General features: G+C 71.0%; 22 protein-coding genes. 9 read left to right on the top strand and 13 right to left on the bottom strand.

Translation table 11 applies throughout. The features are described 5' to 3' along the window. Nucleotides 1-137 precede the first annotated feature (137 nt). A complete protein-coding gene (locus ACWCSV_RS26705; protein WP_451146347.1) occupies nucleotides 138-617 on the top strand; it encodes a GNAT family N-acetyltransferase in 480 nt (159 codons plus the stop codon). Nucleotides 618-727: 110 nt separating this feature from the next. On the opposite strand, the gene ACWCSV_RS26700 is transcribed toward ACWCSV_RS26705, so the two are convergent. The 6 genes from ACWCSV_RS26700 to ACWCSV_RS26675 form a co-directional block, all read right to left on the bottom strand. Next, nucleotides 728-1,054, bottom strand: a complete 327-nt coding sequence (locus tag ACWCSV_RS26700; protein ID WP_451146345.1) for a hypothetical protein — start codon at nucleotides 1,052-1,054, stop codon at nucleotides 728-730. Beyond that, nucleotides 1,051-2,271, bottom strand: a complete 1,221-nt coding sequence (locus ACWCSV_RS26695) for a Shedu anti-phage system protein SduA domain-containing protein (protein ID WP_451146343.1) — start codon at nucleotides 2,269-2,271, stop codon at nucleotides 1,051-1,053. The genes ACWCSV_RS26700 and ACWCSV_RS26695 overlap by 4 nt, the downstream gene beginning before the upstream one ends. A 191-nt stretch (nucleotides 2,272-2,462) precedes the next feature. Next, nucleotides 2,463-2,948: a hypothetical protein gene (locus ACWCSV_RS26690; RefSeq protein WP_451146341.1), complete on the bottom strand. Its 486-nt coding sequence runs from the start codon at nucleotides 2,946-2,948 to the stop codon at nucleotides 2,463-2,465. Next, nucleotides 2,945-4,108: a hypothetical protein gene (locus ACWCSV_RS26685; protein ID WP_451146458.1), complete on the bottom strand. Its 1,164-nt coding sequence runs from the start codon at nucleotides 4,106-4,108 to the stop codon at nucleotides 2,945-2,947. The genes ACWCSV_RS26690 and ACWCSV_RS26685 overlap by 4 nt, the downstream gene beginning before the upstream one ends. A gap of 495 nt (nucleotides 4,109-4,603) precedes the next feature. Then, on the bottom strand, nucleotides 4,604-5,026 hold the full coding sequence (locus ACWCSV_RS26680; protein WP_451146339.1) for a hypothetical protein: 423 nt from the start codon (nucleotides 5,024-5,026) through the stop codon (nucleotides 4,604-4,606). An 80-nt stretch (nucleotides 5,027-5,106) separates the two neighbouring features. Next, on the bottom strand, nucleotides 5,107-7,224 hold the full coding sequence (locus ACWCSV_RS26675; protein ID WP_451146337.1) for an ATP-binding protein: 2,118 nt from the start codon (nucleotides 7,222-7,224) through the stop codon (nucleotides 5,107-5,109). Between the two features lie 181 nt (nucleotides 7,225-7,405). Here ACWCSV_RS26675 and ACWCSV_RS26670 point away from each other — a divergent pair, with 181 nt between their 5' ends. Beyond that, the gene (locus ACWCSV_RS26670) at nucleotides 7,406-10,678 is read left to right on the top strand and encodes an AfsR/SARP family transcriptional regulator (RefSeq protein ID WP_451146335.1); all 3,273 of its coding nucleotides are present in this window, start codon (nucleotides 7,406-7,408) and stop codon (nucleotides 10,676-10,678) included. A 682-nt stretch (nucleotides 10,679-11,360) separates the two neighbouring features. Here the strand turns inward: ACWCSV_RS26670 and ACWCSV_RS26665 are convergent. Beyond that, nucleotides 11,361-13,427 (bottom strand): DHA2 family efflux MFS transporter permease subunit, encoded by a 2,067-nt coding sequence (locus ACWCSV_RS26665; protein ID WP_451146333.1) that lies wholly within the window; start codon nucleotides 13,425-13,427, stop codon nucleotides 11,361-11,363. A 333-nt stretch (nucleotides 13,428-13,760) separates the two neighbouring features. On the opposite strand from ACWCSV_RS26665, the gene ACWCSV_RS26660 reads away from it, so the two are divergent. From ACWCSV_RS26660 to ACWCSV_RS26640, 5 genes are all read left to right on the top strand, one after another. Continuing rightward, nucleotides 13,761-14,843 carry a peptidoglycan-binding domain-containing protein gene (locus ACWCSV_RS26660; RefSeq protein WP_451146331.1) on the top strand — a complete coding sequence of 361 codons (1,083 nt, stop codon included), beginning with the start codon at nucleotides 13,761-13,763 and terminating at the stop codon, nucleotides 14,841-14,843. Nucleotides 14,844-15,035: 192 nt separating this feature from the next. Beyond that, a complete protein-coding gene (locus ACWCSV_RS26655; RefSeq protein WP_451146329.1) occupies nucleotides 15,036-15,701 on the top strand; it encodes an HAD-IA family hydrolase in 666 nt (221 codons plus the stop codon). A 340-nt stretch (nucleotides 15,702-16,041) separates the two neighbouring features. Continuing rightward, complete coding sequence (locus ACWCSV_RS26650; protein ID WP_451146327.1) at nucleotides 16,042-16,686, top strand: HNH endonuclease family protein; 645 nt, start codon at nucleotides 16,042-16,044, stop codon at nucleotides 16,684-16,686. 203 nt (nucleotides 16,687-16,889) lie between these two features. After that, nucleotides 16,890-18,641 carry an alkaline phosphatase D family protein gene (locus tag ACWCSV_RS26645; protein WP_451146325.1) on the top strand — a complete coding sequence of 584 codons (1,752 nt, stop codon included), beginning with the start codon at nucleotides 16,890-16,892 and terminating at the stop codon, nucleotides 18,639-18,641. Nucleotides 18,642-18,965: 324 nt separating this feature from the next. Beyond that, on the top strand, nucleotides 18,966-19,658 hold the full coding sequence (locus ACWCSV_RS26640; RefSeq protein WP_451146323.1) for a DedA family protein: 693 nt from the start codon (nucleotides 18,966-18,968) through the stop codon (nucleotides 19,656-19,658). Between the two features lie 40 nt (nucleotides 19,659-19,698). Here the strand turns inward: ACWCSV_RS26640 and ACWCSV_RS26635 are convergent, their stop codons facing one another. The 6 genes from ACWCSV_RS26635 to ACWCSV_RS26610 all read right to left on the bottom strand — a co-directional run bounded on the left by ACWCSV_RS26635 (nucleotide 19,699) and on the right by ACWCSV_RS26610 (nucleotide 22,237). Then, the gene (locus tag ACWCSV_RS26635; RefSeq protein WP_327175540.1) at nucleotides 19,699-19,929 is read right to left on the bottom strand and encodes a DUF2277 domain-containing protein; all 231 of its coding nucleotides are present in this window, start codon (nucleotides 19,927-19,929) and stop codon (nucleotides 19,699-19,701) included. A 185-nt stretch (nucleotides 19,930-20,114) separates the two neighbouring features. Then, the gene (locus tag ACWCSV_RS26630; RefSeq protein WP_451146321.1) at nucleotides 20,115-20,615 is read right to left on the bottom strand and encodes a DUF7144 family membrane protein; all 501 of its coding nucleotides are present in this window, start codon (nucleotides 20,613-20,615) and stop codon (nucleotides 20,115-20,117) included. A gap of 122 nt (nucleotides 20,616-20,737) precedes the next feature. After that, nucleotides 20,738-21,085: a hypothetical protein gene (locus tag ACWCSV_RS26625; protein WP_451146319.1), complete on the bottom strand. Its 348-nt coding sequence runs from the start codon at nucleotides 21,083-21,085 to the stop codon at nucleotides 20,738-20,740. A 4-nt stretch (nucleotides 21,086-21,089) separates the two neighbouring features. Next, complete coding sequence (locus tag ACWCSV_RS26620) at nucleotides 21,090-21,305, bottom strand: hypothetical protein (protein ID WP_451146317.1); 216 nt, start codon at nucleotides 21,303-21,305, stop codon at nucleotides 21,090-21,092. A 200-nt stretch (nucleotides 21,306-21,505) separates the two neighbouring features. Continuing rightward, nucleotides 21,506-21,685: a hypothetical protein gene (locus tag ACWCSV_RS26615; RefSeq protein WP_450776275.1), complete on the bottom strand. Its 180-nt coding sequence runs from the start codon at nucleotides 21,683-21,685 to the stop codon at nucleotides 21,506-21,508. A gap of 9 nt (nucleotides 21,686-21,694) precedes the next feature. Continuing rightward, nucleotides 21,695-22,237 (bottom strand): flavoprotein, encoded by a 543-nt coding sequence (locus ACWCSV_RS26610; protein ID WP_451146456.1) that lies wholly within the window; start codon nucleotides 22,235-22,237, stop codon nucleotides 21,695-21,697. 132 nt (nucleotides 22,238-22,369) lie between these two features. Here ACWCSV_RS26610 and ACWCSV_RS26605 point away from each other — a divergent pair, with 132 nt between their 5' ends. Both ACWCSV_RS26605 and ACWCSV_RS26600 read left to right on the top strand, forming a co-directional pair. Beyond that, nucleotides 22,370-23,554 carry a helix-turn-helix domain-containing protein gene (locus tag ACWCSV_RS26605; RefSeq protein WP_451146315.1) on the top strand — a complete coding sequence of 395 codons (1,185 nt, stop codon included), beginning with the start codon at nucleotides 22,370-22,372 and terminating at the stop codon, nucleotides 23,552-23,554. 135 nt (nucleotides 23,555-23,689) lie between these two features. Continuing rightward, on the top strand, nucleotides 23,690-23,911 hold the full coding sequence (locus ACWCSV_RS26600) for a hypothetical protein (protein WP_451146313.1): 222 nt from the start codon (nucleotides 23,690-23,692) through the stop codon (nucleotides 23,909-23,911). Nucleotides 23,912-24,219 lie beyond the last annotated feature (308 nt).

Below are 24,219 nucleotides of genomic sequence, written 5' to 3'. Positions count from 1 at the left end.
TGACCGTCACATCGTTTTGCCCAAAAGAATGCCAGCCGCGTCCCACGGGCCCCCGGATTCCCTCCGGTCCCGGGCGCCCCGGCCGCCCTCCGCGAAATTCGTTTCCTTCCCGATCCGTACGGTGATCGGATCGGCCCATGACCTGGACTTTGACCCCGGAACGGTTCGACACGCCGGACGCGGCGCGACTGCTGCGGGACTACTACGACGAACTCGCCAGCCGCTACTGGAAGCGGCAGGCGACCGAGGCGGAGATCGACGAGGGACTGACGGACGACGGCGTCGACCGCCTCGCCCCGCCCACCGGCCGGCTCCTGGTGGGCCGGTGGGCGGGCGACCCGGCGAGCTGCGTCGGGGTGTTCCTGGACCCGGCGACGGCCGTCGCGGAGCTGACCAGGGTCTACGTACGCCCCGCCTTCCGGCGCACCGGAGGCGGCGGGCTGCTGGTGGCGGCGGCCGAGGAGGTGGCGCGGGAGGCGGGGATGCGGGTGCTCCGGCTCGACACCCGGAGCGATCTGGTGGAGGCGCGGGGGCTGTACGCGAAGCACGGGTTCCGGGAGATCCCGGCGTACAACGACGGCCCGTACGCCGACCACTGGTTCGCCAAGGAGCTGTGAGGCGCCGAGAAGGGGCTGAGCCGGGGCGGGGGTTCACACTTCTGCCCCGGGCTCCGGAAGAAGGCCCGGTCGGCGACGAGGGCCTTCTTGTCCGTGCTCCGGGCGACGCGTCAGCCGCGCTCCCGACGCAGATGGCGGGAGGCGGCAAGGCAGGAGGACAGCCACGACGCCTCGGCTCGGTCGATGATCAGGTCGCCCACGGTGACCACCCCTTCCATCAGGGTGCCGACCCGTATCGAGTGGTCGTCGACCCGGAACATCTGCCACTCGGCATCGCTGTGCCAGAGCCGGGCGGTCTTCTCGCTCCGGCACTGGGCGAAGACGAGCTCTTCCCCGTGCTCGTTGAGGAAGTAGCCGACGTAATCCTTGTCCGTGATCTCGCCACCGCAGAGTCGGGCCAGCAGCCTCTCGATCGCGGGACGCTCGTCTTGGGTCATGACGTGGGCTCCTCCGTCCGGTCAGCCGGGTCCTGCTGCGCCGACGCGAGGGCCAGCATCCGGGCTGCCGACTCCAGCAGGGTCTCGTACGTGATCACTTCGATGCGCGTGGCGTGCGTGTTGTAGGTCCGCAGCGTCTCCGCGATCTCCTGGGGGGTTACGTCCCCTCTCACGTATCTCGGGTGCCCGATCACGACCGTCGCCGAGGCCCTGCGCGTATCGACGCCGTGCTTCGCGAGGATGGCCCCTCGGTTCTCGTCCATGGTGCGGAGGTAGTTCTGCGCCTGCGACACCGCGTGGTGGGCCGCCGCACCCAGCATGAGGTGGCCGCTGCGGCGAATCACCAGATCCTTGATGTTGGCTCGTTTGAGTTCCACCACGTGCAGGGACCCGTCACCGCGCAGGAGCGGGATGTCCAGAATCGTGTCCTCGGTGTACTGGCGCCGTGTCAGCTCCGCGACGTACGCACCACCGAAGATCCATTCCTGATTCTTCAGACGGGCGTGGAGGGCGCTTTCGGAGCTCGACTCGTCCTCCACCACGGCCCGGAGAGCATCGAGACCCGCGCTCCGGGCCTTCAGCTCCAGCATCTGGGCGAGCAACCCCGCGTCGGCGTCCTCCAGGAAGTCACCCACCAGCCGCGCGGCCTCGGCCGAAGCCGGTCGCGGCAGGTTCCTCAGAACCAGCTCCATGTGCCCGTACTCCTGGAGTCGCCTCCTCTCGCGAGAGGGCAGCCGGATTCCTCCCTCCCCCGTACCGATGCCCAGGTGGTCCACGGACAGGGCTATCCCGCGAAAGAGGTCCCGCGCGTCGGCCACCGTCGCCTCGGGGCTGTCCTTGGTGAGAGCTTCCAGGACGGAAACCGCCCGGTCGGCGCCCATGGCCACCATCCTGCGCATGCTCTCCTCACTGCGACGCCGTGCCTTCTCGTCGTAGTAGTTCTCCAGGATTTCGAGGAAGAGGTCGCCGCCGGCGTAGGCGGCGAAACGCTGGAACCGCTGTGCGAGGGCAAAATCCCCGCACAGCAGCGACTCCTGGGCTACGGCCTCCAGGGCGTTCACCAACGGCCTGCCCTTGCCGTACCCCGTCCCGCCGAAGGCAGGACCCATGATGTCCAGCACCGCATCGATACGCTCAAGCACGCCCGAGTGCTCGGTCAGCTCGCGGGCTCCGCTGACCAACTGCCAGAGCGTGAACCCGGAACGGAAATTCGTCATGCGGCAACCCTAGGAGGGGGCACTGACAACGGCACCGTGCATGTGCCCGGAGCTCCGACACGCCAGGTCCGCGCGTCTCCGCGGAGGAAGGAGATCCGTCCCCACCCTGTGCCCCATCGCTCGGTATCGGCCGGGGGACCGGGGCCGGGGTCGGCGGCCCGGTCCCGGTGTGGCGCGGGAACTTGAGCGGCTCAGTCGGACGGTGCGGCTCGGGCGGACGGCCATTCCCTCAGCGGGCGGCCCTCCACCAGCCAGGCATGCACGCACGACGGCAGCAACGACGGGTCTGCGGAGCACTGGTACGGCCGGTGAGGGCCGTACGGCACGAGGACCACGGACCGGTCGGGGCCACCGGCCAAGGCCCAGCCACGCGCGCCTCCGGCCCCGGCCACGGGCACCGCGGCGATGCCGCAAGCCGGGTGGGCCGAGGCCAGTCCGGCCAGCCGGCGCAGTGCTCCGGGGGCCGAGTACGCCAGGCTTCCCTGGAGTACATCAGCGCAGTCCAGCAGGGAGGCGTCCCGGCAGGCGTCCACGTCCACGACGAGGTGCTCGTCGACGACCTCCGGATTGTGGGCACGGCGCCCGGGGCGCAGCCGGACGGTGAGTGAGGCGTCGGCGCATCGGGCGTGCAGTACGTCCCGGAACGCGGGCGCCTCGACCACGACGAAGCGCTTCACGCCGACACCTCCCCGCGCCCCGGCGCCGGCGCGGTCAGCGGGAGGGGATCCGGCAGCGGGACGGTCGCCGGCTCGTGCGCGGGCTGCCCGATCCCCAGGAGCTCGTACATCAGGCGGCGCATGTTCCGGTTGAACCGGCCGGGCTCCGAGGTGATGCGCGATCTGACCGCGGCGTACTCCTCGTGCCGGTGCTCCCGTGCCACGTAGTCGAGTTGGTCCAGGAGCGGATGGGTGGGGGACAGTGTGGGCGCGTGAGCGGCGAGGGCCGCGGCCGGCGACGAGGGATTGATCTCGTGCGCGGGCGAGGCGGCGAGCAGCATCGGCGCCCCGGTGAGCGTCCCGTAGAGAGTGACCGAGCCGTGATCGCCGATGATCCAGTCCGCGGCGATCAGGACGCTGCGCCAATCAGCTTCGGGCGGCACGATCCCGATTCCGAGGTGGGCGCAGCGCGCCAGCCACGACCTGACCTGATATGCCCCGTGTCCCGCCCACACATTGGGGTGGACGAGCAAGGCCGCACGGTAGCGTGCCGCCGGCAGTTCGCCGATGAGCCGCGGCAGCAGCGCGTCGAACCTGCCGAAGGAGGAGTGCGCTCCCCACGTCGAAACCGCGACGACGAGTTTCTGTCCCTCGGCAATCCCGAGCGCGCGGCGGTACATGGCGCGCAGAGGCAGACTGGCGGCGATCCTGTCGTGCGCGGGATCACCGATCACGTGTGCCAGCGGGAGTGCCTCCGGGCAGGTACGGGCCAGCTCGCTCAGATCGGCGTGGTGCGGTACCACCACGGCGGCAGGCGGCCGCCCACCGGGCAGCAGGTCCTGTCTGCGCAGCCCTGCCACGCCCGCGTCCGCCCCTTCGGTCACCCTCTTCAGGTAGTTGGCCCCGTGCGGCAGCGTGATCAGCGGGGCATCGATGTGCTGCACGCCGCGCGGACCTGCGGCGAGCGCGAGATCGAAGGTCATGCCGATCGCCTGGTCCCACGGCAGCACAACGCTGCCGAGCCCCGCGAGGAAGGCTGGCACGCCGTCGCCGAAGTCGTGAGGCGGCGCCGTGAAGACGACCTGGAGCCGGAAGTCGCCTTCCAGCAGGGAAAGGACGTCGAGCAGTCGTTTCCCGTACGTCACCGTGTGGACCACCGCCAGTACCCGCTTGCGGCCCACCAGCGTCAGCCACTGTCGTGACCCGGTGACGCTTCCCTCGATGGTGCCCGCGCCGAATCTGCTCGCCGCGGTCGTATTCAACGCCGTCATGGCGTCCCCCTGTTGGCTTCTCCTCGAATGCCACGAACTGCTTCTGCCGAAGAGATGCCCCGCAGTGGAGACGGAAGGCTCGACGGAGCCTTGCCAGAACCTTGCAGGGTTCTGCCGGCGGAGCCCGGCGGTATGTCGTACGGGCATGGAGCACCCGCCCACGCGTTTCGGGGCACGGCGAAGCGACGCGGCCCGGCGCCGGGATGAGGGGCGAGCGCGCCGACGGAACCGCGGTTCAGCCGGTATCGGCACGAGGGCGGATGGGCGCCCGAACGGACGGCGCGCGCGACGGAGGGGCCGGCGGAGACGCGCACCGCCGGCCGCGACGTATGGCAGTGCGACTCGCCTGTCCCGGTGTTCCCGCCGACACCGCCGGGCCGTGTCGGCGGGAAGTCGGGCGAGGCGTCAACGGTCCCTGTGTTCAGTCACGTTGAAGGTCAGATTCGAGAAGTCCCTGCCCTGGATCACCGGGCCGTGCTGGGTGCCCCCGCTGATGCTGTTGCGCACCGCGTCGCCCGCACCGCTCCGCGCTGCCTGCCACCACTCTTCGAGGGAGGCGCGGAACTCCTCGTCCAAGGCGGCGCGTACGCCGAGAGCCGTCGCCAGCGCCTGAGCGCGCAGCGGATCGGCCGGATCACTCTCCAGTTCAGCGATCTCCCGTTCGCCCGAGCTGATGCCGGGCGGCACCTCGGCGCGGGTGTCGTCCGCCGAGCCACGAAGGAACGGACGCCTCACCAGCGCGGTGAGCCCTTGCCATGCCTGGCGGCCGGCGTCGCCGCCGACACCGCCGGCGAGGGCGGTCAGTGCGGCCAACGTGATCTGGTCCATTTCAGGCTCCCTGGGTCGGTGTTCCACAGCCACGGGTCGGGTGCTGTCGCGCGGACGGATGGTTCTCCCGCGCGGGCGAATCACCCGCCTCCGCCGAGCCGACGCGCGTCGGCGGGGCTCGTGCTCTCGAACAGAGCGAGGGCACGCGCGAGAAGGTCGTCCGCCACCGTCCCATGGCCGTGCTCCGCGGCGCTCCGGCCGAGCATCTCCAGGGTGCGCGCCTGCCAGAAGACCGCTCCGGAGCCGGTGAAGACGGCCAGAGCCTCGTTCATCCTCGCCACGCCCTGCTCGTACGCCCCCGTCCGGACGTTGGCGCGCCCGAGGAACGCGAGGGCCCGCGCGGCGTCGTGGGAGTCGTTCACCGCCACCATCGCGGCATGGGCCCGGGCGAAGCAGTCGACCGCCTCGTCCGCGGCGCCCGTCTCGAGTGCGATCTCACCGAGCGTGGTGCGGGCGAGGGCCGCGCCCCGCGGGTAGCCGCAGCCCTCCCAGACGGAGATCGCCTGTCTCAGGCGGGTCTCGGCCTCGGCGTACCGCCCGGCCTCGCGGTGGCAGGCACCGAGGCCCAGCAGCGCCTGCCCCTCGTCCCGCGGGTCACCGGCTTCGCGTGCGGCCAAGAGTGAGTCCTGGTACCAGGCGGTGGCTTCCTCGGTGCGGCCCGCGGCGCTCAGGCCGATGGCTCCGGAGTTGAGCATCTGACGCTCGGCCGCCCTGTTGCCGGCCTCGCGTGCGGCCACCAGTCCGATCTCGTGGGCCTCGATCCAGTCGGAGTAGTGACGCAGCCTCACGAAGAGGGGCCACAGGGCATCCACGAGCATCCAACTGGTGTCGTACCAACCGCTGTTCGCCGCCAGCCTCACGGCATCGAGCAGTTGGCTCCGCCGCGAGTCGAGCCAGCCGAGCGCCGTGACGTCGTCGGCGAACGGGAGGGGCAGGTCCGGCCGGTGGCGGTAGGAGCGGGCCAGCGTGAGCTGCACGGGCGTCAGCCGTTCCTGAGCCGCTGTCGCCGCGTACAGGCACCAGTCGCAGAATCGGCGCAGGGCCTCCTCGCGGGCGGCAGCGGTGTCGTCCTCCATGGCACGGTGGTGCGCATGCATCCGCAGGAGATCGTGGAAGCGGTATGTCTCCGGACCGACGTCCTCGACGAGGTTCGCCTCCACCAGCTCGTCCAGCCGGCGCTCCGCCCAGTCCAACGACTCACCGCAGGTCGCCGCCGCGATGGCCGCGTCGAAAGTCCGCACGGGAAGCAGACCGAGCCCCCTGTACAGCCGCGCGGTCCCGTCTCCCAGTACCGCGTACGACGCGTCCAGAGCCTTGCTCACCGAGGTCTCCCCCTCCACTTCGAGCGCGGCGAATCGATCACCGCCCGCGTTCCGTGCGAGGGCGTCGGCCAGCGCCCCCACCGACTGTCCCGGCCGCGTCGCCAGCCGGGCGGATGCCAGGCACACCGCGAGCGGGAGGCCTCCGCACAAGTCCACCAAGCGTTGGGCCGAAGGGAGTTCATCTTCGACACGCTCCGCCCCGATCACCCGCGTGAGCAGTTCGACCCCGGCGGCCGGACCGAGCGCCGCGAGCTGATGGAAACCCGCTCCCTGCATACGCAGGCCGGTCAGCCTGTGACGGCTCGTGACGACCACGAGGCCCCCCGGACCACTGAGCAGCAACGGCCGTATCTGGGCGGCCGTGAACGAGTTGTCCAGCATGATCGCGATACGCCGGTCGGCGGTCAGAGACCGCCACAGCGACGACAGTTCGGCCATGTCGTTGGGCGGTGGCCCTGCGCCCAACGCCCGGAGGAACTGGCCAAGGATCTCCGTCGGCCCTACCGGCTCGTCCACCGAGTGCCCGCGCAGGTCCGCGTACAACTGCCCGTCGGGGAATTCGGCGCTCAGCGAATGCAGCCACCTGGACGCCAGAGTCGTCTTGCCGATTCCGGCCGGACCACTGACGACGATCAGCGGTAATCCCGTGGAGCGCAGATCGTCCAGTGTCGCCAGATCACTTCGCCGATCGGTGAAGTTCGCCGGAACGGGCAACAGTTGGCGCGGTCGCGCCGGCCGGGCGGGCCCCGTGGACACGGAGTGGAGGTGAATGCCTCCGTGCACCTCACGAGCCTGGATGGTGGGGCCGTACAGGCTCGCCCCGCCACTGATCTCGTTCCCGTGGGGCCCCGGCGCGGCCCTGCTCGAATCATTCATCCATCCGCCCCCGAGATGATCGATTGGCCCATTGCCCGAGCTCCTTCGCGTTCTACCCCGGCACGACCGGAAACGACCGTCCGGAATGAGCCGATCACGCCAAGTGCCTCAGAGTTGTATGGCGGAACTCCGCGCGCGATGTCATGCTCGTGAACCATCCGACGGACCGGCGGGGGCGCTGGTGGAAATCCAGATTCTCGGACCGGTGGGGCTTCGGCTCAACGGGCAGTTGCTGAGCTTGGGCTCGGACAAGGAAAGACTTCTGCTGGCCGCACTGGCCCTCGAGGCGGATCGTCCGGTCGCGATGAGCGAGCTGGTGGAACGCCTCTGGGACGGCGACCCACCCGTGCGTGCCCGCGAGAACACGCACACCTACGTCTCGCGTGTCCGCCGGCGGTTGCGGTTGGCCGGAGCGGGGCCGGAGGCGCCCGCCATCGTCGGGAAGGCGCACACCTACACCCTGCGGGCCGGACACGACTGCGTGGACCGGCAGCGTTTCCAGCACTTCGTCGACGCGGCGTCCACGTGCGACAGCGACGCGCGGGCGATGGACCTGCTGTCCCGGGCGGAGGACCTGTGGCAGGGCGAGGCCCTGGCGGGGCTGCCCGGGTTCTGGGCGGCCACCGTGCGGCGGGCACTCGGGGAATCGCGGCTCAGCGCCACCGCGTCGCGCGTCGCCGCGGGACTGCGATTGGGCCGGTACGCCGAACAGGTCGGCGAGCTCTCCGCTCTGGTCGCACGGCATCCCGGTGACGAGACACTGATCGGGCAGTTGATGCTCGCGTACTACGGCAGCGGACGGTACACGGACGCCCTCCGTGTCCACCAACGGGCCCGGCAGTCCTTGATGGTGGAGTACGGGGCCGTCCCGGGGGCGGAGTTGAACGCGATCCACCGGGGTGTGCTGGCCCGCGTGCCGGCGCGCGACCTGGTACACGGGGCCGGTGCCAGGCCGGCAACCGAGTCGCTCACGTCCGTCGCCGGTGCCCCTCCCGCTCCGCCTCCGGAACCGCCCAAGGCCGCCGGGCCGCCACCCCCCGGATCGCCGCCACGCCGAAACCTTCCCCAGCAACCGTCGCTCATCGGCCGCCGTGCGGAGTTGCGGGCCCTCACCTCGATGATCACCGACAGGAGCTCGCACGAAGGTTTGATCGTCACCGTGGAAGCGGTCTGCGGGATGGCAGGCGTGGGCAAAACCGCCCTGGCCGTGGCCAGTGCCCACCTGCTCTCCGACAGATACCCGGACGGCCAGCTGTACATCGATCTGCACGGCCACTCACCCACTCAGGAACCGCTCACCGCGAGGGCCGCGCTCGCGACACTGCTGAGACTGCTGGGTGCCCCGGCCTTCTCCATTCCGGCCGAGCTGGAGGGGCGTTCGGCCCTGTGGCGGACCATGCTGGCCGAGCGCCGGGTGGTCATCGTCCTGGACGACGCGACCGGCCCCGAGCAGGTCGGCCCCCTGCTGCCGAGCGGGTCACCGTCCCTCACCATCATCGCCAGCCGCCGCCACCTGACCGGCATTCCTCAGGCGCTGTCGGTCCCGCTCGACGCCCTGCCGGAGGAGGACGCCGTCTCGCTCTTCCGCGGCTTCGCGGGAGAGGAGCGCACCCGGGACCTCGCGGAGACCGCACGGATCGTGGGACTGTGCGGATATCTCCCTCTCGCGATCGAACTGGTGGCGCACAGATTCCGGGCCCGTACCTCCTGGACGCTGTCCGTCCTCGCCGAGCGTCTGGCACGGGCCCCCGGGCGGCTGATGGAAATTCACAGCGCTGACCAGGAACAGGAGATGACGCGGGCGTTCGCCCTGTCCTACCGAACTCTCACCGCCAAGCAGCGGACCGCGTTCCGCTGCCTCGGGCTGCATCCCGGACCCGAGTTCACCGCCGACGCGGCCTCCGCCCTGCTCGGGCTGGAGCAGGACACGACCGAACGGCTGCTCGAATCCCTGTTGGCATGCCACCTGCTCAGGGAGCCCGTCCCGGATCGTTATCGTTACCACGACCTGCTGCGCGAGTACGCCCACGGCCTGGCCGTCTCGGAGGACAGCGAGGAGGAACGCCGCCGGGCGGTGACCCGGCTCATCGACTTCTACACCGCGACCGCCGACCGGGCGGATCGACTGGCCTATCCCCGACGCATACGGCCCGCCTCACCGGAGCCACCGTCGCCGACGCCTCCGCCGCCCCTCCCTGATTCCGCCGCCGCACGATCCTGGCTGATCGCGGAGCGCGGCAACCTCCTCGCCGTCGAAGAGCATGCCCGGAACTACGGCGCACCCGAGGCGGCCGCCCGGCTCTCCGGCGTCCTGGCGGGGTTCCTGCAGTCCGAATGCCACTGGCAGGACGCCAAAAAGCTTCTGCGGCACGCCGTTTCCCACTGGGACGGGACGGACGACGCGTCAGCGCTCTGCCGAGCCCTGATCGATCTCTGTGCCGCGGACGCGAGCATCGGCGACTACCCGGAGGCCGCCACGGCAGGTGAGCGAGCGCTGGAACTGGCGCACTCACTGGGGGACGAACCGGCCGAGGCCGAGGCGCTGAGGGTCCTCGGCACACTGAACTGGCATCTGGGCGAGAACCGCAAGGCCCTAGCCCTGCTCCAGCGATCCCTCGCCATAAAGTCGCGAGCGGGGGACACCTGGGACAAGGCGCGCAGTCGGAACAACATCGCGGTGACCATGCTGCTCCTCGGGGAGCGCGGGCAGGCACTCGTGCATTTCCGCGAGGCCCTGACGGGATTCCGGAAATCACTCGACAAAATCGCGTCCGCGCAGACTCTCAACAATATCGGCGAGTTACAGATGCAATCGGGAGAGCTGACATCGGCCCGTCGCTCGTTCGAAGAGTCTCTATCTTTTCTGGACAACGAAGGAAGTCGATACGACCGCGCTACCGTTCGAAGGAATCTGGCTGAAGCACTCACCGAATCAGGAGAACCCGGAGCGGCCCTCTCCATGTTCGAGGAAGCGCTCTCGGAATTCCGGTCGCTCGGCGACCGGAAAAGCCAGGCCGAGGCGCTGATCGGGATCGGCGAGGCGCACTGGCGTCTCGGGAGCACAGGGGAATCCGGTCGCGAACTCCTGGAGGCTCTGAAGATCGCACAGGACATAGGGGCAGCTCACCACGAAGTCCAAGCCCTGCACCAACTCGGACGGGCGGACTTCTCGGACGGTCGCTTGGACGCCGCGACGGACCGACTGCGAGCAGCCGCAGCCGTCGCCGCCCGCACGCACGACATCGACGAGGAGACCGCGGTTCGAATGCTACTGGCGGAGGTACGACTCGCGGCGAGTGATGTCGGCGAAGCCAATACCCTATTGCATCAAGCATTCGAATTGGCGCAGGCTCGGGACCCTTCCAGCGCACGTCGGATCGGCAGTCGACTGGCAGAAATCGAACTCATGCTCGACAGTGATGCGGGAATCGGCCTGCCGCAAACCGACATCTAATTCTGAATATCCCTCTGGCATATTCATCCGGCATACACAAGTGCACCACCCGCCCCCGGCGCACTCCGGCGGACTGCGGGACTGCTAACCTCCCGATCTCCATTAGTCGAGAGGAAATGTGCACGTGCGCACCTTCGTGGCGATCAGCATTGCTTGCGCGACCGTCCTGACGGCAGGACTAACGACTGTCGTCGACCAGAAGAACGGCTGCATCATGATTTGGATCCGTTCGTCCGTTTCGGACGCGGCGTAGAGGCGCGCGCCACCCGAGCCTGCGAACGAATCAACGGTGGGGCGCCGCTACGGCGTCCGCGGCTCACTGCCGCCGGGTGCCGATCAGGGCGGTAAGCGCGATCAGCACAAGCCCTCGGCGCCGATGAACACGTCGTTGCTGTCGAGGGCATCACCCCAGGCCGGAGGAGGTGCTGACATTCCGACCTCGGAGTGATGCGGGCCCGAGCAGCTTCAGCAGTACGAACGCAGCCGAAGCCCGAGTTCGACCCCTGTCACTCGCTTCACGAAGTGCGCTCCAGGTCGAAGGGACCTGGAGCTCCCTTGTTTCCGGCCCCGACTGCTTCCGGCCCGGCATCGCGGGACAGGCAGGGCATTCACACGCCTGCATCCCACGCCGCTGCCCGTGAAGGCCGAAACCGCCACGGCGCCGGAGCCCGGGATCCGGCGGTCAGACAGCAGGGCCGGTGTGGCGCGGCTCGGCCGCGTGGTCGCGGGGTGCCTCGGGCAGGTGGGGCCGTTCCTTCCGGGAGCCGCTGACCTCGGCGGTCAGCTCGGAGACCAGGGCGACAAGGTCGGTCGGCCGGTCCGGCCCCCACCAGTCGCCCAGCATCTCGGCGAGCGAGTCCTCCCGGGCCCGGGAGAGCCGTACGACCGCCTCCGCGCCCGGTTCGGTGAGCACCAGCTGTACCCCGTCGCGGCGCGCGAGCCCGCGTTCCTCCAGCTGCCGGGAGGCATCGGTGATGACCTTCAGCGGCAGCGGGGTGACGCCGGCGAGCCGGGCGGGTTCGACCGCCCCGTGCCGCTTGATGCGCAGCAGCAGCCAGCTGGCGGCGGGCAGCAGGTCGTACCCGGCGCGGGCGGTGATCTTCTCGTAGATCTCGCGCCGTCCCTCGCGGGTGGCGAGGACGGAGAGGGCGCGGGCGCACTCGTCGTAGGAGGAGCGCTCGACCGGGTTCGAGGCCAGGGTCTCGGTGGTGTCGGGTGCGGTGACCGAGCCGCGCAGCTTGTCCTCCTTGAGGAACCACGCGACGACGAAGGCGATCAGTACGACCGGGGCCGCGTAGAGGAACACGTCGGTGATGGAGGTCGCGAACGCGTCGAGGACGGAGGGGCGCAGGCCGGCGGGGAGCTGCCCGATGGAACGGGGGTCGGCGGCCAGTCGTCCGGCGTCGACGCCCGGTGGCAGCGGCTGATCGCTGAGCGCGTCGGCCAGCCGGTCGTTGAGCAGGCTGGTGAAGATCGTGCCGAAGATGGCGACCCCGAAGGAGGCGCCGATGGACCGGAAGAACGTGGCGCCGGAGGTGGCGACGCCGAGGTCCTCGTAGGGGACGGCGTTCTGCACGACCAGCACGAGGACCTGCATCACCAGGCCGAGCCCGGCGCCGAAGACGAAGAAGTAGGCACTCATCTCCCAGGTCGAGCTGTTCACGTCGAGCCGGTGCAGGAGCAGCAGCCCGATGGCGGTGACGGCCGTGCCGACGAGGGGGAACACCTTCCAGCGGCCGGTACGGCTGACGATCTGGCCGGAGCCGGTCGAGGTGAGCAGCAGTCCCAGCACCATCGGCAGCATGTGCACGCCGGACATCGTCGGGGTGATGCCCTGCACGACCTGGAGGAACGTCGGCAGGTAGGTCATCGCGCCGAACATCGCGAAGCCGATGACGAAGCTGATGAGGGCGACGAGGCTGAAGGTCCTGATCCGGAAGAGCTTCAGCGGCAGTACGGGTTCGGCGGCGCGCCGCTCGACGGCCACGAAGGCGACCAGGAGCACCACCGCGAGGACGGACAGCCCGATGATCTGCGCGGACCCCCAGTCCCAGGTCGTACCGCCCAGGGAGGCCACCAGGACCAGGCAGGTCGCCACGGCGGCGATGAGGAAGGTGCCGAGGTAGTCGATGGTGTGCTTGGTCCGCCGGACCGGGATGTGGAGGACGGCGGCGATGACGAGCAGCGCGACCGCACCGATCGGGAGGTTGATGTAGAAGACCCAGCGCCAGGAGAGGTGCTGGGTGAAGAGGCCGCCCAGCAGCGGGCCGAGCACGCTGGTCACGCCGAAGACAGCCCCGAAGAGGCCCTGGTACTTGCCGCGCTCCCGGGGCGGCACGATGTCGCCGACGATGGCCATCGAGAGCACCATCAGCCCGCCGCCGCCGAGGCCTTGGAGCGCGCGGAAACCGATCAGCTGGGGCATGTTCTGCGCGACCCCGCAGAGCGCCGAGCCGATCAGGAAGATGACGATGGCCGTCTGGAAGAGTTTTTTACGTCCGTACTGGTCGCCGAGCTTGCCCCAGAGCGGGGTGGCCGCCGTCGCCGCCAGCATGTAGGCGGTGACCACCCACGAGAGGTGCTCCAGGCCGCCGAGGTCGCTGACGATCGTGGGAAGCGCCGTGGAGACGATCGTCTGGTCGAGCGCCGCGAGCAGCATGCCGAGCAGCAGTGCGCCGATGGCCACCAGAATCGTCCGCTGAGACCGCACCTCCCCGGGCGCGAGCGGCGGACTCGACTGCTGGGCCATGGGCGTCTCCTCGGATCTCCGGGTAGACACCATCCTTACCTCTATGTCCGCTTATGGCCTGCTGAGCGGTGACACCGCGTCGAACGCACGCTCGGGGACCTGCATAATCCAAGACAATTCAAGGGGAGGGGACCCACGATGACGGGACAGACGTGCCCGAACTGCGGCGGACTGCGCGACAGCAGACCGCCGGGACCCGGGCCGGGCGAGGCACCGGCCTGCGGATGCGCCGCCGCAGGCGCGGCACCGGACGGGGCGGGGGCCACCGGTGGGAACGCCGCTGGTGGCACCGGAGGGAAGGCCGGCGGGAAAGCCGCCGGGAACGCTGCCGAGGTGGCGGCGGCCGAGGACTTCGACCCGCTGCGGATCAGGCCGTACGTGACGCTGCCGAATTCCGGGGAGCCGGAGCGGGGCGAAGGCGCGGAAGCCGGCGGAGCCACCGTGGCCGGCGGAGCCACCGTGGCCGGCGGGGCCCCGGTCACCGGCGCCGAGGCGCCTCTCGCGGGCGGCACGGCAGGCGCGGGCGGAGCGGGCGGAGCGGGCGGCACGGCAGGCGCGGGCGGCACGGGCGGAGCGGGCGGTACGGGCACCCCCGCGCCCGCGCCTGCCCCCGCCCCCGCCCCCGCCCCCGCCGACACGACGATGCGGCTGCCCGCGGTGCCTCCGGCCGAGCGCGGGGCGAACCGGCCCGCCGGGCCGATGCCCCCGGCCGCGCCCACGCCCGCCCCCGGGGCCGCGCCTGCGGGTGGTGGGGCCGGGGCGGCGAAGCCCGACCCCGTCCAGCCCCGCCGCAGGAGTCCGTTCGTCGCGCTGGGGGTGGCGGCGGCCGTCGTCGCCATGATCGGGACCGCCTCGGTCCTCGGCGGCGTCTTCGACGGGGACGAGGCCGCCCGGCAGGAGAGTCTGCCCGACACCACGACGAGCGTTCCGGACGTGACCGCCGACGCGACGGACGCCCCGACGAGCCCGTCCGCCTCCGCGCCGGCCTCCGCCGCGGCCTCGCCTTCCGCCTCGGCCACCTCCGCCTCCCCGTCGGCCTCGGCCTCGGCGTCCCCCTCGGCCACCGAGGTGAGCGCGGCCCCGACCGCCTCGGCGGGAATGCCGTCGCCCACGCCGAGCAATCCGACCTCCGCCCCGCCGGTCGACGCCTCACCGTCGGCCACGACCGCACCACCGGCGGTCGCCGCCACCCTGCAGCGGGGCGACTACGGACCCGAGGTCGCCGAACTCCAGAACCGGCTCCGGCAGGCGCACCTCTTCTACGGTCCGATCGACTCCAACTACACGGACCGGGTCCAGATGGCCGTGGCCACGTACCAGTCGATCCACCGCATCCAGGGCGACCCGTCGGGTGTGTACGGGCCCAGCACCCGGAGCGTGCTGGAGGCGGCGACGAGCGGGAAGAGCACGCACTGACCCGACCGGCCGGTGTCCTTTCCGGGTGGGATTGGCATTCCGGGGCAGGTTTTTGTATCGTGATGGAACAAAGTGGCTTCGCCCGCACTCCCTGACCGGCGGGCGGGGCTGCTCTTGTTCTTCGTGCGCCGCACGTCTTCGCGCCCGTGGCGCACGCGTCCCCTACGCACTTCCGTGCTCTGGAGCTCGCTCATGCCGGCCACCGTCCTCGCAGCCAACGCCGTCCTTCTCGACATGGACGGAACCCTGGTCAACTCCGACGCGGTCGTGGAGCGCTGCTGGCGCCGCTGGGCCGTGGAGCACGGGCTGGACCCGGAGGCCGCACTCAAGGTGGTGCACGGACGGCAGGGGTACGCCACGATGGCGATCCTCCTCCCAGACCGCCTCATGGAGCAGAACCACGCGGACAACCGGGTGATGCTGGCAGAGGAGACCGCCGACACCGACGGCGTCGTGCCGGTCGGCGGGGCCCCGGCGTTCATGGCCGCGCTCGTCGGCCTGCCGCACGCCCTGGTGACCTCGGCCGACGCGGCTCTCGCCGGAACCCGGATGGCGGCGGCCGCGCTGCCGATGCCCGTGGTCCGCGTCACCGCCGAGTGCGTCGGCGCCAGCAAGCCCGACCCGGAGGGGTTCCTCAAGGGCGCGGCCGAGCTCGGCTTCGCCCCCGCCGACTGCATCGTGTTCGAGGACTCCGAAGCGGGCATCGCCGCCGGCCGCGCGGCCGGCATGCGCGTCGTGGGCGTGGGCCCGCGCGCGGCGGCCCTCTCCCCGGACGCCCACGTCGACGACCTGACCCAGGTCCGCGTGGAGGCCCTGGCCGACGGCTCGTTGAAGCTGCACATCCGCGAAGGCCACTGACCCACCGGGCGTACGCCCCGAAGACCACCGGCCCACCGGGGCGCGTACGCCCAGCCGCACGACACGTCCGAAGCCCGCCGGGGCGCCCATGGCCTCCGGCGGGCTTCGGCATGTCCGGACGGAGGGCACACGCCCGGACAGAGGGCACCACCCCGAACCAACCCACCCTCGCGAGTGCCTGATCGAACGTCAGAGCCCCTTGTTCGACCCCTTGATGTGACGTGCTCATGTCGTCACGCTGTTACCTGGTGCCCACCCCACAGAAACCTGGCACCGCGACGATGACCGGGCTCCACCCCAAGCAGCCCGGTCAACGCACCCCCACATCAGAGGAGTTCGCATGTCAAGGTTCTACGCGCGTCGCATAGCCGTCGTCGCCGCCTCCGCCGCGCTCGCCGCCACCACCGGGCTGCTCACCGCTCCGTCGGCCCAGGCCGCGATGCCGACTCCGGTCAGCGCCGCCACCGCCCGTACGTACCTAGGCCAGTTGACGGTCGCGGCGGCGGGCACCACGAGCGGCTACAGCCGCGATCTGTTCCCGCACTGGATCACCCAGTCCGGCGCCTGCGACACCCGCGAGACCGTGCTGAAGCGCGACGGAAGCGGAGTCGTCACCAACACCAGCTGCTCGGCCACGAGCGGCAGTTGGTACTCGGAGTACGACGGCGCGACCTGGACCGCCGCCTCCGACCTCGACATCGACCACATGGTCCCGCTGGCGGAGGCATGGCGTTCGGGCGCCAACTCCTGGACGACCGCCCAGCGCCAGGCGTTCGCCAACGACCTGACCCGCCCCCAGCTGATCGCCGTGACGGACAACGTCAACCAGTCCAAGGGCGACAAGGACCCCGCCAACTGGCTCCCGTCCCGCGCCGCTTACGTCTGCACCTACGTGCGGGCCTGGGTGCAGGTGAAGCACTACTACAACCTGACCGTCGACTCCGCGGAGAAGACCGCGCTGACCACGACCCTCAACGGCTGCTGACCCACCGGCCGCGGGCCGACCGCCACCCCGGGCCGGTCGGCCCGCGCCCGTTCCGTACCGCCGCGTTCCTTACCGCCCCGTTCCATACCACCTGATTCCGTACCGCACTGTTCCGGACCACCGCCCCGTTCCGTAGCGCCACTCCGTTCCGTACGGTACGGAGAAGATCCGTACACGACGGCCACGGAGCGAGGAGGGCACAGATGGCCGGGCTCCGCCTGGGACCGCTGCTTCGGTATGTGGACCACTCGTCCGGGACCACCGCCACCGTCTGGGTGGAGGCAGACCGGCCGTGCACGGTCACGGTGCGCTGCGAGGACGGGGCGTCCGGGAGCTCGCCGACGTTCGCCGTGGCCGGCCACCATTACGCCCTCGTGGTCGTCGACGGGCTGACCCCCGGCACGACCACCCCGTACGAGGTACTGATCGGCGAACGGAGCGTGTGGCCACCGGCCGGCTCACCGTTCCCGCCCAGCACGATCACCGCCCCGGCACCCGCCGCCGACCGGGCCCCGCAGGCCCCGTTGCGCGTCGCCTTCGGCTCCTGCCGGTGGGCGGCTCCGCCCGGCGGTAGCAGCCCCTTCTCACCGGGCTCCCCGCTGCGCCCACCGGGCGACGATCCCATCGGCCCGGACGCGCTCGACGCCCTCGCCACCCGGCTGGCGTCCGACCCCACCGCCGCACGCCCGGACGTCCTGCTGCTCCTCGGCGACCAGATCTACGCGGACGAGACCTCCGGGGCCACCCAGCGGTGGATCGCCGGGCGGCGCGACCTGAGGGAGCCGCCGGGACCCGAGGTCGCGGACTACGAGGAGTACACCCATCTCTACGACGAGTCCTGGCGCGACCCGGAAGTGCGCTGGCTGCTCTCCACCGTCCCCAGCTGCATGATCTTCGACGACCACGACGTCGTCGACGACTGGAACACCAGCGAATCGTGGCAGACGGACATGCGGGCCACCTCCTGGTGGCACGAGCGGATCGTCAGCGGGCTGATGTCGTACTGGGTCTACCAGCACCTCGGCAACCTCTCCCCCGCCGAGCTGGAGTCCGACCCCCTGTACGCGGAGATACGTTCCGTCGCGGACGGCACCGAGGCGCTGCGCAGGTTCGCGGCCACCGCCGACGCGGACCCCTCCGGGGTCCGCTGGAGTTACCGGCGCGACTTCGGCCGGGTGCGGGTCCTGGTGGTGGACAGCCGCGCCGCCCGGGTCCTCGGCGAGCAGCACCGGGCGATGCTCGACCCCGGGGAGGCCCGATGGGTCCGCGAGGCGGCGCTGGACGCGCCGGGATCGTACGACCACCTCCTGATCGGGACCTCGCTGCCGTGGCTGCTCCCGTCTCTGATCCACGACGCGGAGGCATGGGACGCGGCGCTCTGCCGGGGCGTGCGGGGTGGGCCGGACGGCCGCTGGGCCCGGTTCGGCGAGAAGCTGCGCCGCGCGGCGGACCTGGAGCACTGGGCCGCGTTCCCCGGATCGTTCCGGGAGCTGACGGACCTGGTGCGGGAGGCGGGCGGCGGTCCGGGAGCCCCGGCGACCGTGTGTGTGCTCTCCGGCGATGTCCACCATGCGTACGTCGCCGAGCCCCAGTGGGCCACGGGTGGGCCGGAGGCCCGGGTGTTCCAGCTGACCTGCTCGCCCGTCCACAACTCGATTCCGGCCCTGATGAGGGTCGGCTTCCGGTTCGGCTGGAGCCGGGCCGGAACATGGCTGGGCTCGCTGCTGGCCCGCCACGGGCGCACCGACGAACCGCCGGTGCGGTGGCGGCGGACCGGTGGCCCCTGGTTCGGGAACCAGCTGATGACACTCACCCTGACCGGCCGGAGCGCGCGGCTGGATCTGGTGCGGGCGAGGAAGGCGGGGAAGGCCGGGCACCCGAGGGAATCCGCACCTTCCACCGACGGCGTCCGACTGGAAACGATCATGGAACGCTCGCTCACCGAGGAGTTGTAGCCCTCTTCCATCAGCCCCGGATCTCCTGCCGGAGCCCCGCACCGCGGCCGGTCCGCCGCCGTGCACGCCCGGCCGGACACTCTTCCGGACCACCCGGACCACTCCACGAGCCGGGATTCACCGTGTCCCCCTGGGCCCGGACTCTTGCGCGCGTGGCCGCCCGGACCCCGGCCGCAGCACCCCCGACGGTGCGCGTGAGCTGGACAACACCGACTCCCCCGACTACGTACAGGTGAACCGCAGGCGTACGCTGTACAGCTGGCCCTGCCGCTCCTGCCGCTCCCCTGCGACGTCGCGGCGTTGATACGAACCGGGGAGTAGGACGTGTTTGAGAGTGTGGGTGCGCTGACAAGCAGCCCATGGGTCTACCTCGTGGTGGGCCTCTCGGTGCTCCTGGACGTGTTCCTCCCCGTCCTTCCCAGCGGTGTCCTGGTGATCACCGCGGCCACCGCCGCCGCCGCGGGTTCGACCACGGTCGCCGGTGCCCCCGGCGCGGCGACCCACGCGGCGCCCTCCCTGCTCTTCCTCGCGTTGAGCGCCGCGGCCGCCTCGGTCCTCGGCGACCTCGTCGCGTACCGCCTCGCCTGGCGCGGCGGCGAGCGGCTGGACCGCGCCATCGCCCGGTCCCGGCGCCTCACCTCGGCGCAGGAGCGCCTGGGCGCGGCGCTCAACCGCGGCGGCGGCGCGCTCGTCGTGATCGCCCGGTTCGCCCCGGCGGGCCGGTCCGTGGTCTCGCTGGGCGCCGGCGCGGCACACCGCAAGGTGAAGGAGTTCCTGCCCTGGTCGGCCGTGGCGGGTGTCGCCTGGGCCGGTTACAGCGTCGGGCTGGGCTACTTCGGCGGCCAGTGGCTGGGCGCGACCTGGTTCGGCACGGCCATCTCCGTCCTCGCGCTCTTCGTCGCGGGCGGCCTGGCGGCGTTCGTGATGCGCCGGCCTGCCGCCGCGGCCCAGCAGGCACTGGCCGGGGCGGCCGCCTCGGCCGCCCCGGCTCCGGCCGGTCTCACCCCGGCCCCCTGACCGGCCCGGAGGCCGGTCCCTCAGCCGTACGGCACCCTCCTCAGCCGTGCGCGGCCGTGTGGGCGCCCCGCACCTCCAGGCCGTCGAGCAGCCGGTGGGTGGCAGCCGTGATCTCTTCCACGGCCCGGTCGAACACCTCCTGGTTGTGCGCGGCGGGGGCACGGAAGCCGGACACCTTGCGGACGAACTGCAGGGCGGCGGCTCTCATGTCCTCTTCGGTGGCCTCCTCGGGGAGGGCCGGCGGTCGGAGCGTCTTGATACTGCGGCACATGACTCCAGTGTGACCCCCACCACTGACAACCGGCCCGGGACCGGGCCCCGTGGCCCGGCCCACCGGCTGTCCCGGCACCCGAGGGCTGACCCGCGATTCCTGGTCCTGGGGGATCGGAGCAGGGCGTCGGATGCGGTGCGCGGCAAGGCGGAGAGACGCCCGGAGCGGGGCCTTCGCCACACGCCTCAGATCACGGCGCCCCGCCGGTCCGTGCACAGGGCCCAGATGACCACCGCGTCGATGCCGATGGAGATGAGAGCGGTGATCGGCGCGTAGGGCAGCCAGAGGAAGTTCGCGATCAGGTTGATGGCGGCGAGCACCACGCCCGCCCCGCGCGCCCAGCCCGCGCCCTTGAGGATGCTCCAGCCGACGATGACGAGGATCACCCCGAGGGCCAGGTGGATCCAGCCCCACGCGGTCAGGTCGAACTTGAAGACGTAGTGGTTGATGCGCGCGAAGACGTCGTCGGTGGCGATGCCCGAGACGCCCTTGAGGATGCCGAGCACACCGTCCACGAGCAGCAGTACGCCCGCGAACATCGTTCCGGCCGCAGCCCAGTTCCCTCCCTGCCGCGGACTCTTCCCGCTCCCGCCCTGTGCGCCGCCGGGCCCGCCCGCGCGCCCCGGTCCCCCCGCCCCGTCGCTCGTCTCCCGCGGTCCTCCGGGGGTGGATGCCGACTGCGTCATGAACACTCCTTCGTGCGACGGAACGCGGTGGGTGTACGGAAGCCGCACCGCGGCGCGGAATCAGCGAGGTAGGGGGGACACGGACCCGGGTATCCGGGTATCCGGGTATCCGGGTATCCGGTTCAGGACGTGGCGACGACGGTGACGACGTGCCCCTGCGCGTCCACGGTGAGGACGGCCCGCTCGACCTTGTTGACCAGGGCCAGCACCAGCCAGACCGGGCCCCAGAGGAAGCAGGTGAAGACCCTCAGGAGGGCGTGCAGCACGTGGTTGACGGGCTGCCCGCGTACGAGGACGGCCTGCGCGCCGGAACGCGATTCCACCCGCCACCCGTCGGCGATCCGCTGCGTGACGGCCCAGTCGAGGACGAGGCTGCGCTGTGCGTCGTCCGGCGGGGTGGCGTGCGGGGTGTAGTAGCCGGGAGGCGGCTCGATCGACGTCCGCGCCCGCGGAGTGCGGTGGAGCTTCACGGGCTCACCTCCAGGTGTCGAGGTCTCCGCCTCGCCACTCGATCAGGTCGGGCTGATCGAGGTCGGCTCCCTCCCCGTCCGGTACGAGTCCTGCCGTACGGAGAAGCGCTGCCACCTCTCCCCGGCCGTGGGCGAGCCCGACGATCCGCCCGTGGACCGTCACTCTCCGCGCGCCGTTCGACGACGGCGGAAAGACGATCACGGGCGGGTTCACAGCCATGCGTCTACGGTGCCCCGCACGCGCCGAGTGCGCATCCCGGGGGCGACAGGCCGCGCGGAACGCGTCGAACAGGTCGAGCAGGTCGGGCTCGTGGGACAGGCCGGGCACGCGGAAGGGAACGGCGGGAGGGAGTCCGGCGCGCGGATCGATCGGCCTTCGACGCGGAGGCGGCGGTACCGGGGCGGCGGGGCGCCGCCGGGTCAGGCCGCCTCCGCCATGTCGGCGTGCATCGCGGACGCCCATTCGACCAGCAGACGCTGATACGTCGCTTCGCCCTCCGGCGACAGCCGTCCGCCCGAACACTGCCACAGTGCGCGGATGTCCGCGTTCACCGCGTCAGGTGAGCGCACGGGAGCAGGCGCCGGAGGAAAAGTGGACATGCGTACAGATTACGGCGCCGAACTGACAACCGAGTCCACGGCATCGAGCGCCAATGTCCACGGAAACTCCTCGGGTCTCCCCTCGCCCGGCCGGTTCGGCTCGAATCCGCCGGGCCCGAAGAGCACGTTCACGCCCGCCTCGCGGAGAGTCTCCAAAGACCGTCTGAACTGCGGATGTCGCACGTAGGCGGCGTTTGCGCAGGGCATGGCCACGATCGGTATGCCCTTGCCGGTGCCCTCGGCGACCACGCCCACGACGAAGGTCGAAGTGATGCCGAGCGCCCATTGGTTGAGCGTGTTGAAGGTGGCCGGCGCGACGAGAATCACATCCGCCGGTGGCCAGACGTCCGGATCGCCGGGCATCTTGTAATCGGATCGCACTGGGCGGCCGGTCGCCTCCTCCAGTGCGGGCAGTTGGGGTGCCAGCCATCGCGCGGCCGTCGGCGTGAGGCCCAGACAGACATTCCAGCCGCGAGCCTGCGCATTTCTCACTACACGTAATACGTCGAACACCGGAGGGGCAGCAGAACAGAACACGTACAGATTCGTCATGCAGGCCATACCACCCCGCACTCCTCCCCGGATGCAAACGCCCCCGGAACGGGTGGTATCGCTACCGATGGCACTCGCGCCCACAGCGAGCGCGGGTACCTTCCCGGTGACTCGTGTAGAAACGGAGAACGCATGCCCAGCCAGGTCGGCGAGCACACCGGCACCCGCATCAAGGAACAGCGCAGGCTGGCCAGATTGACGCAACGTCAACTTGCCGCCCGGCTGCCCTACTCGTACAGCCTGCTCAACCAGGTCGAGTGCGGAGCCAAACCGGCGAACCTCGACTTCGTGGCGGCGGTGGCACAGGTGTTGCGGATCGACGTGTCGGTACTGACGGGGCAGCCGTACGTCACCGAGCTCCAGCAGGACCGGCTGACCGAATTGATAAGGCCCATCCGCGAGGCGCTCGACCTGTACGACCTGGGCGGCGACGACACGATTCCGGAACGTTCCCCCGGGCAACTGGTCGAGGCCGCGCAGCACCTCTGCGTACTGGTGCGGGCCACGCATCTGCGCAACGCGGCGCGGATGTTGCCCTCCGTCATCACCGAACTGACGACCGCCGCCTGGCGTTCGGGCTCCTCGGAGCTGTGGCGGGCGCTCGCCTCCACGTACCGTACGGCGCACGACGTGAGCGTGAAGCTCGGCTACTACGACCTGTCCGCGGTGGCGCTGGACCGGATGGACTGGGCGGCCCGGCGCGCCTCCGACCCGTGCCTGTCGGCGATCCGCCAGTACATGCGGGCGCTGGTGTACTTCCGGGAGGGCGAGTACCGGATCGGGCAGCGCCTGATCACCTCGGGCCACCAGATCATGTCCGCCGCCGGGGAGGACCGGGAGGCGCTGGCCGTACGGGGCCAACTCCACCTCGGCGCTTCGGTGATCGCCGCGCGCGCTGAGCAACAGACCGTGGTCGACGACCACATCGCGGAGGCGACCCGGTGCGCGACGCGCACGGGCGAGGCGACCCGGATCCACTGGCTCTCCTTCGGCCCGACCAACGTGGCGATGCACCGGATGTCGGCGGCGATCGAGATGAGGCAGTACGACGATGCTCTGGTCCAGGCCCAGGGCATCAAGCTGCCGGCCGGGCTCGCCACTTCACGGCGCGCCCACTACCTCATCGACCGGGCGCGCTGCGAGATGGAGACCGGCCACACCGAGGCGGCCCTCGGCTCCCTCGCCGACGCCCGGCACGCCGCCCCGGAGCAGACCCGCTACCACCCGGGTGCCCGTGAGACGATCAAGGGCCTGGTGCACCTCTCGCGCCGCACCCCGGACTCCCTGGGCCACATGGCCACCTGGATCGGCCTCTGAGCAAGCGGCCGGGTCCTCCGGATCCGGCCCCCTCCGGTCACTGCCCGTATGAGCGCGCTCACAGAACTGTGAGCGTTGTGACCCCCGTGCCCCGGCATGCTGACGACACCTAATCCATGACAACACGGGGATGCCATGACTGTGAGGAACCTGCCGCCGGTATCCGAGCTGACCGAACAACAACAGCGAGGCTGGTCGTGCGTCTGGTGCGCGGCTCCCTTGTCGACGGGCACCGCCATCAACCTCGGCGAACAGCGCCACGAACCCGCCTTCGGCTCGCCGTACTGGTGGTTCCCCCGCGCCTGCCCCGACGCCCGCGCCTGCGCGAAACGCGAGACCGCCGGCGACCGCCGCTGAGCGGCCCCGGACGGGCCGGGACGCCCCCCACGCCCCGGCCCTCCCCCGAACGGCCCTCACCGCTGCTTACGGAGCCTCCGCAACGCCGCCCTCGCCTCAGCGTGCTTGCGCCGCGCCACCCCGTACGGCGACCACGCCCCCTGGTGCAGGTGACACCGCGAGGTCCCCGTCATCGCCTCTTTCGCACACCGGGTCCTGCGCTGCGTCAGGGCCCCGCATCTGATTCGCGCCATCCGTACCCACCCTCTCGTCGTCCCACGATCACCGTCACCCCCGCTTGCCGTCGCACGCCTGCCGCCCGCCCGAGC

The organism is Streptomyces sp. NPDC001770 (assembly GCF_053596135.1).
Note: the sequence above shows the minus strand (reverse complement) of the source record. Positions and strands in the feature narration are given on the sequence as shown.

Coding starts and splice junctions, on each gene's coding strand:
- ACWCSV_RS26675 (WP_451146337.1), bottom strand. CDS start 7,224: ATGAATGATTCGAGCAGGGCCGCGCCGGGGCCCCACGGGAACGAGATC.
- ACWCSV_RS26650 (WP_451146327.1), top strand. CDS start 16,042: ATGTCAAGGTTCTACGCGCGTCGCATAGCCGTCGTCGCCGCCTCCGCC.
- ACWCSV_RS26605 (WP_451146315.1), top strand. CDS start 22,370: ATGCCCAGCCAGGTCGGCGAGCACACCGGCACCCGCATCAAGGAACAG.
- ACWCSV_RS26645 (WP_451146325.1), top strand. CDS start 16,890: ATGGCCGGGCTCCGCCTGGGACCGCTGCTTCGGTATGTGGACCACTCG.
- ACWCSV_RS26615 (WP_450776275.1), bottom strand. CDS start 21,685: ATGTCCACTTTTCCTCCGGCGCCTGCTCCCGTGCGCTCACCTGACGCG.
- ACWCSV_RS26665 (WP_451146333.1), bottom strand. CDS start 13,427: ATGGCCCAGCAGTCGAGTCCGCCGCTCGCGCCCGGGGAGGTGCGGTCT.
- ACWCSV_RS26655 (WP_451146329.1), top strand. CDS start 15,036: ATGCCGGCCACCGTCCTCGCAGCCAACGCCGTCCTTCTCGACATGGAC.
- ACWCSV_RS26600 (WP_451146313.1), top strand. CDS start 23,690: ATGACTGTGAGGAACCTGCCGCCGGTATCCGAGCTGACCGAACAACAA.
- ACWCSV_RS26630 (WP_451146321.1), bottom strand. CDS start 20,615: ATGACGCAGTCGGCATCCACCCCCGGAGGACCGCGGGAGACGAGCGAC.
- ACWCSV_RS26695 (WP_451146343.1), bottom strand. CDS start 2,271: ATGACGAATTTCCGTTCCGGGTTCACGCTCTGGCAGTTGGTCAGCGGA.
- ACWCSV_RS26635 (WP_327175540.1), bottom strand. CDS start 19,929: ATGTGCCGCAGTATCAAGACGCTCCGACCGCCGGCCCTCCCCGAGGAG.
- ACWCSV_RS26620 (WP_451146317.1), bottom strand. CDS start 21,305: ATGGCTGTGAACCCGCCCGTGATCGTCTTTCCGCCGTCGTCGAACGGC.
- ACWCSV_RS26610 (WP_451146456.1), bottom strand. CDS start 22,237: ATGACGAATCTGTACGTGTTCTGTTCTGCTGCCCCTCCGGTGTTCGAC.
- ACWCSV_RS26700 (WP_451146345.1), bottom strand. CDS start 1,054: ATGACCCAAGACGAGCGTCCCGCGATCGAGAGGCTGCTGGCCCGACTC.
- ACWCSV_RS26705 (WP_451146347.1), top strand. CDS start 138: ATGACCTGGACTTTGACCCCGGAACGGTTCGACACGCCGGACGCGGCG.
- ACWCSV_RS26680 (WP_451146339.1), bottom strand. CDS start 5,026: ATGGACCAGATCACGTTGGCCGCACTGACCGCCCTCGCCGGCGGTGTC.